Source organism: Dietzia sp. B44, from assembly GCF_014145245.1.
Lineage (GTDB): Bacteria > Actinomycetota > Actinomycetes > Mycobacteriales > Mycobacteriaceae > Dietzia > Dietzia natronolimnaea.
The window spans coordinates 12024-17283 of the sequence record NZ_JAALEF010000404.1 but is presented as its reverse complement, the minus strand read 5'-3'; the positions used below and the strand labels follow the sequence as shown (position 1 = coordinate 17283).

Here is a 5260-nt window from a genome sequence, read left to right as displayed (position 1 = left end):
GAGACCGGCACACCGCCCGCGCGGCGGACCTGCACGGCCTGGGCCGAGGCGAGACGGCGACTGAGGGTGGCCATGACCGATCGCAGCGGCTGCGGGACGGGCTTGATGGTCCCCAGATCGGGGCACGTGCCCACCACCACGAGGGAGCCGCCCTCGCGGAGCGCCTCGACGGCCTCGCCCACGCGGCGGGCCGACGGGCCGATCGCGTTGCGTGCGGTGATGTCGTTGCCGCCGATGAGGATCACCGAGATGTCGGGATCGCCGTGCGCGATCTGCATGGCCTCGACCTGACCGGCGAGCCCCTTGGAGGTGGCGCCGACGATCGCCTTGACGCTCAGCCGCACGTCCCACCCCGATTCCTCGGCGAGACCGCGCGCCAGGAGGACCCCGGGCAGTTCACCGGGGGAGTCGGCACCCAGGCCGGCGGCGAGCGAGTCGCCGAAGATCACCATGTGGACGTCGCACGTCATCCCGGGTCGCCACGGCTCCGCGGTCACGGCACCGGGCCGGTAGAGGCCGTCGCCGTGGAAGGGTCGCGAGGTGGGCTTGGGGATCACCCGTCGGGCGATCCTGGCCTGCTGGGCGAGGAGCTCGTACGCACCCCGGTAGGCGCCGACGGTCCCCACCGCGACCAGCGCGAGGTTGACGACGACCTTCCGTGCCGGATCATCTGCGTGACTCATCTGGCGTGGCGTCTCCCTCCGGTGCGGTGGCGTGCGGGGCTCGGCACCGCGAGCTCGCGGGCCTGCTGTGACAACTCGACGATAGTCCTGCGGCTCTCCAGTGGCCCCATCGAGAGATCCACCGGGTACTCGACGATCGAGATGTCGGTGTGCACGATCCGCCGCGGCTGCGGGGTGTCGTCGCGACGCTGGGCCGGATACACCAGGTACGCGCGGTCCACGCCGAGCGCGGTGCAGGCCGCCAGCAGACGGTAGTGCTCGGCGGCCCGGGCGCGGCGGTCCGTGGGATAGGTGGGGACGAAGGTCGTGACCGGTTCGCCGTCGACCTCGTACACGAGGCCGGTGGGCACGGAGATGTGGTCGCCCTCGGTGTCGGGAGCGCTGTGGCGACCGGCCCTGCCGCCGGCGGCACCGGTCGACCCGGCGTCCCCGGCGTCTCCCTGCTCGATACCCGTGTCCAGATGGACGACGGGGTTCTGCAGCACCCGTCCACCACAGCCGTCGAGGGCGGCGGTCAGTTCGGCCTCCACGAAGCGCTCGAACAGCGCCGGCATCTCGGTGACGAAGGCCGCCGACGCCGCGTGGCCGTCCTCCACCTCCACCGAGATTCGGCGCACGATCCGGTCGGCCAGGGCGAGCGCGTTCTGGAACCGGGCGTTGAGCCGGGTCCGCGTCCAGGCGGGGACCGGGGCGCCCTGGCCGATGAGCGTGGCGTCCGCCAGCCGGGCGTCCACCATCGCCAGCCGCCGCCGGGTGGCGTCCGGCAGGTCGGGCAGGAACTGCAGGCGGTGCGCGGCGGTCCGCAGGATGCGGTTCTCCGCGATGTCGGGGGTGAACTCCGAGTAGGTGACCTCCAGGGGGATGGTCATTCCCGGGTGGCGGCGGATCTGGTCGCCCAGGCGGATCCGCCCGCGCACGGTGGTCAGCGCCTCATCGACCCTGCGGTACCCGCGCAGCAACCCGGACGACAGGGCCTGGTGCGCCAACGCGGCCATGGACTCGGCCACGGAGACCCACAGCTCGTCGTCGTCCCTCGCCTGTACTGCCGACGGGAGGAACGCGGTGTCGGCCGCGTGGTCGAGCAGGAAGAACAACTGCGTCAGGCCCAGGTTGGCCGCGGGCAGGACCCGCACCGACAGACCCTCGACGCGGACCGAGCCGACGCTGCCGCACGGGATCAGTCGCCAGGTGTCACGGCCGGCCGGCAGCACCTCGACCAGGCCGGTCTGGGACAGGTGCTGCGCGCCCTCCCAGCTCAGGGTGACGAGCCGGCCCCGGCGATCGAACTCGTCGAACTCGATGGTCTCCGACGCCGCGGAGCCCGCCGAGGCGGGGATCACGCCCGGCCGATCTTCCGACGCAGTGTCGCGAGCCCGAAGCGTTCGTGGACCTCGGCGCGGGACAGGCGTCCGTAGTAGTGCTCCTCGAGCAGCGGGAGGAGGTCGTACCGCCAGATCGCCTCGAGCCCGCCGGGTTCGGTGGCCCGGTCCTTCATGAAGTAGGACGGCCCGATCCGCAGGTCGCGGTCCGAGTCGTCGATCTCGGAGTTGAGCGCCTCCAGCAGGTCCGCGGGCTCGGTGGTCACGCCGCGGGCCTCGAGGTGACGCCGCAGCACGCCTGCGACCGGCGGGGTGTCCGGGTGGAGTTCCATGAACGCGAACCGGCGACGGATGGCCGCGTCGACCATGGCGATGGACCGGTCGGCGGTGTTCATGGTGCCGATGATGAACAGGTTGCGCGGCAACCGGAACGAGGTGTCGGGGCTGTACTGGGGCAGGACCGTGCGGTCGCGGTACTCGAGCAGGAAGTACATCTCGCCGAAGACGCGGGCCAGGTCGGCGCGGTTCATCTCGTCGATGATGAGGAAGCTCGGGTGCTCGCGCCCGGAGTCCGACGTGGCGCGAGCGGCCTGGCGGCGCAGCGGCCCGGCCTGCAGGGCGAAGCCGGGCTGACCGGACTCGGTGAGCGTGGGCCGGTAGCCCTCGAAGAAGTCCTCGTAGGCGTAGCTGGGGTGGAACTGCACCAGCTGGACCCGGCTCGGGTCGTCGGCGCCGGCGAGGAAACGCGCGAGCTCCTGCGCGAGGTAGGTCTTGCCGGTGCCGGGCGGACCGTAGAAGACGATCTGCTGCCGCTCCTGCAGGGTGTCCACGATCTCCTGCAGCTCCTTGCGGGGCATGTGCAGGCCGTCGGCGAGCTCGTCGGTGATGTCGGGGAGGGTGGGCACGGTCCCGGCGCCCGGCGCCTCGGCCACCTGGGACTCGGCGGAGTGCCGGCCGGGGTGCATGGTGGCGAGCAGCGCGTCGAGGCCGTCGGTGAGGTCCACGACGGTGCCGGGCTCCCCGATCAGCTCCGAGAGCGGGCTGGGGAGGGTGTCCAGGTCGAGGGTGACCGAGTGCCACCGCACCGAGCGCTCGAGCTGTTGGCCGCCGTCCTCCACGTAGCCCAGGTCGTCGGTGAGGGTGCCCAGGTGCAGTTTGGCGTCGGCGACCGTGGCCACCACGTCCTGGGGGCTCATCCGGGACAGGAAGGTGTGCAGCTCCGCGGTGAGCTGGAACCGTGCCTGGTAGTCCAGGTGCGGGTACCCCTGCTCGACGGCCTGGGACACCTCGAGCCGGCTGGCGTGGGCGGGGATGCGCGGAAGGTGGGAGGCGGGCAGCGCGATCCGGTTCTGCGCGACCCACTGACCGGCCTGACCGACGCCGCCGCGCCCGGGTCGGACCAGCCACGCTCGGCGGGAGTGGTCGTCGCGGTGGCGCTGCCACTGGTTGGCGATCGCACCCCGGTACCAGTCGACGGGCTGGCCGAGCTGGGCGGAGAGCGTCTCGGCGATCCGGTGGAGGTCCTGGTCGATGTCCAGCTCGTCGATCCCGGACGGCCCGCCGATGAGGTCGGCGAAGGCGTCGCGGATCCGGGTCTTGTGCTCGTGCTTGACGATCGGCTGGAAGTACCCGGGCCAGGCCAGGTACTGCAGGCTGTAGCGGATGGCCCGCCAGTCGCCGGGGGTCGAGCGGGCGGCCCGCTGGAACTCCCACGGGTCGGTCAGCGCCGCGTCGCGTTCGGCGGACTCCAGCTCGGCCCAGTGGATGACGAACGTGCACAGCCACCGCAGGTGCTCGCGCATCTGGACGTTGAACCCGAGCCCGCCGGTGAGCGGGCCCTTTTCTCCGAGCGCGTCGTCGAGGACCTCGGGGATCTCCGGGGCGTCGTCGATCCAGGACAGGACGTCCCTGATCCGTCCCCGCTTGAGGCGGGCGGTCACCGTGGACAGGGGCAGCTGCTGGATGTAGAGCAACTCGGCGGCCAGGAGCACCACCGGCCGCGGGGCGCCCTCCAGCTGGTCGTGGAGCGCCTGCATCACGGGGGAGCGGGTGGAGTCCGCGGAGTGCTCGCCCGTGTGCTCCTCGGCGTCCCCGTCCAGGCGGCGGATGAGCTCCTCCGCGACCTCGGGGGTCCAGGTGTAGAGCTCGTCGTCGAACGGTGACTGCCCTGTACGCAGCGCCGGTCCCAGGACCTGCTCGGCCGCCGATTCGATCTTCGGTGCCGGGCCGAATGGCCTGTCGTGGGAACCGTCTGTCACGTGGGACTCCTGGAAACGCCGGCGCGGGATCGGGCTGGTCGAACCGGGCCCGATAGTCGTGAAGAACCTACCACCGGGCCCGTCGTGGCCGGTCAGCTCTGGTACGGCTCCGCGGTCACGATCGTCACCGAGACGGACTTGCCGTTCGGGGTGGTGTACTCGCGGCTCTCGCCGACCTTGGCGCCCAGGATCGCGCGGCCCAGCGGGGAGTCGGGGGAGTAGATCTCGAGGTCGTCCTTGCCGGAGCCCTCGCCACGGGTGCCCACCAGGAAGGTCTCCTTGGTGTCCTCGTCGCCGTTGTAGTAGGCGCGGACCACGGAGCCGACCAGGGCGACGCCGGTCTCGGTGGGCGTCTCCCCGACCTGGGCGGTGGCCAGCAGGTCGTCGAGCTGACGGATGCGCGCCTCCTCCTGGCCCTGCTGCTCACGCGCGGCGTGGTACCCGGCGTTTTCCTTGAGGTCGCCCTCCTCGCGCCGCTCGTTGATCTCGGCGGCGATGACCGGACGGTTGGCGATCAGCGCCTCCTTCTCGGCCATGAGGCGGTCGTACGAATCCTGGGTCAACCAGTAGCCCTGGGTGTCGTTCGCCATGAGAGCGCACTCCAATCTGTTCGTGTGTGTGCTGCTGTACGAAAAACACGGCCCCGCGAAAGGAGCCGTGCTGATGGGACGATGCTAACACAGCGGTGACCTGGTTCGGGGCCCGAGAACCCCTACCTGCGCAGGTAATCGGGGACGTCGCCGCCGCAGCCGTAGACGTCGGCCACGAACGCGCGGGCCGAGGTGGCGATGGACATGTCGACCTGGATCGCGGTGTTCTCGGACGGCGGCACGTACACCTCCCGGCGGCCGACCTCGCCCTTGGTCTGGTCCTGCGCGCGAACGATGCAGTAGGCGGCGGTCCCGGGATCGTCCCGGGTGACGGTCATCACCACGTCGGTCCGTTCGTCGTCGACGACGGTCACGCCGATCACCTCGCCGGAGATGGTGGGGGTGGCGCT

Annotated in this window: 5 protein-coding genes; all 5 read right to left on the bottom strand. The window is 71.3% G+C overall.

Annotated elements, in window-relative coordinates:
* Window positions 1–683 (bottom strand): SGNH/GDSL hydrolase family protein (locus G6017_RS12965; protein WP_182617705.1); only part of this gene is annotated, 683 nt, incomplete at its 3' end.
* Window positions 680–2023 (bottom strand): 5-methylcytosine restriction system specificity protein McrC, encoded by a 1344-nt coding sequence (locus G6017_RS12960; RefSeq protein ID WP_182617703.1) that lies wholly within the window; start codon window positions 2021–2023, stop codon window positions 680–682. The genes G6017_RS12965 and G6017_RS12960, both read right to left, overlap by 4 nt.
* Complete coding sequence (locus G6017_RS12955; protein WP_179525716.1) at window positions 2020–4260, bottom strand: AAA family ATPase; 2241 nt, start codon at window positions 4258–4260, stop codon at window positions 2020–2022. The genes G6017_RS12960 and G6017_RS12955 overlap by 4 nt, the downstream gene beginning before the upstream one ends.
* A 92-nt stretch (window positions 4261–4352) precedes the next feature.
* Window positions 4353–4850, bottom strand: a complete 498-nt coding sequence (gene greA, locus G6017_RS12950) for a transcription elongation factor GreA (protein ID WP_017835774.1) — start codon at window positions 4848–4850, stop codon at window positions 4353–4355.
* Window positions 4851–4972: 122 nt separating this feature from the next.
* On the bottom strand, window positions 4973–5260 hold a 288-nt coding region (locus G6017_RS16885), incomplete at its 5' end, for a DUF4307 domain-containing protein (RefSeq protein ID WP_241731531.1).

Bases quoted from the DNA above. Each gene is read 5' to 3' on its own strand.
- greA (WP_017835774.1), bottom strand. From the start codon at position 4,850: ATGGCGAACGACACCCAGGGCTACTGGTTGACCCAGGATTCGTACGAC.